The following is a 329-nucleotide window of genomic DNA, read 5'->3' on the forward strand; positions in this document are numbered from 1 at the left end:
CTCTTTAGCTAGTATCTTTTTTTGACTGATCCCTTTGCGTGGTTCAAATCGTATTTGTTCTTCATTAGATCCATTTGTTGTTATTTCTTCTTCAAGGATTATTAAGTCTTTATGCAAAACTATTAAGTCAGTGGGACTTATATCAAAGAATGCAAATGAAAAATCATCTCTTTTCTCAAATGAACAAGAAAAAGGTGCTTTATCTTTGAAATCCTGTAATTCCTCATCATTTGTGGAGTCAATAACAAACTCTAATGAACCAATCTCTCTCAGTTGATAATTTTCATCTTCTATAGTTAATTGCCATTCTTCTAATTGTGTTGGCTTAG

1 protein-coding gene is annotated in these 329 nt (G+C 31.3%); it reads right to left on the reverse strand.

The features are described from left to right. Positions 1-329: hypothetical protein (locus SB749_RS18995; RefSeq protein ID WP_410711672.1), on the reverse strand; the 329-nt coding region annotated here is incomplete at both ends.

It is taken from the genome of Brevibacterium sp. SIMBA_078, from assembly GCF_046534565.1.
GTDB lineage: Bacteria > Actinomycetota > Actinomycetes > Actinomycetales > Brevibacteriaceae > Brevibacterium.